Here is a 544-nt window from a genome sequence, read left to right as displayed (position 1 = left end):
GGCGCCCAAGACGTCGCCGAACGCGACACACGTCGAGGTGGTCGGGAAGATCATCTATCTCCGGCAGAACTACCACTTCGGCCCCGAGAAGATCGCCATGTACCTCAAGCGGTACCACGACGTCACCATCAGCAAGTCCGGCGTCTGGCGCATCCTCAACCGCCTCGACATGGGCCGCCTGCCGGCCTCCCAGCGCTACAAGCGCCACGACCGCAGATGGAAGCGCTACGAGAAGCAACTGCCCGGCCACCGCGTCCAGATCGACGTGAAGTTCATCGAACCGCTCGCCTCAATGCCCCAGGGGCGCCGCGGCGGCCGCAACAAGTACTACCAATTCACCGCGATCGACGACTGCACCCGCCTGCGCGTCCTGCGGATCTATCCGACGCTGAACCAGAACACCGCCATCCAGTTCCTCGACTACGTGCTGCAGCGCTTGCCGTTCCAGGTTGAGGTCATCCAGACCGACAACGGCGCCGAGTTCCAGTCCGCCTTCCACTGGCACGTCCTGGACAAGGGCATCGCCCACACCTACATCAAGCCC

Annotated in this window: 1 protein-coding gene; it reads left to right on the top strand. The window is 63.8% G+C overall.

Annotated elements, in window-relative coordinates:
- On the top strand, positions 1–544 hold a 544-nt coding region (locus tag IH68_RS0148990; protein ID WP_030950328.1), incomplete at both ends, for a DDE-type integrase/transposase/recombinase.

This window comes from Streptomyces sp. NRRL S-646 (assembly GCF_000720765.1).
GTDB lineage: Bacteria > Actinomycetota > Actinomycetes > Streptomycetales > Streptomycetaceae > Streptomyces.
Note: the sequence above shows the minus strand (reverse complement) of the source record. Positions and strands in the feature narration are given on the sequence as shown.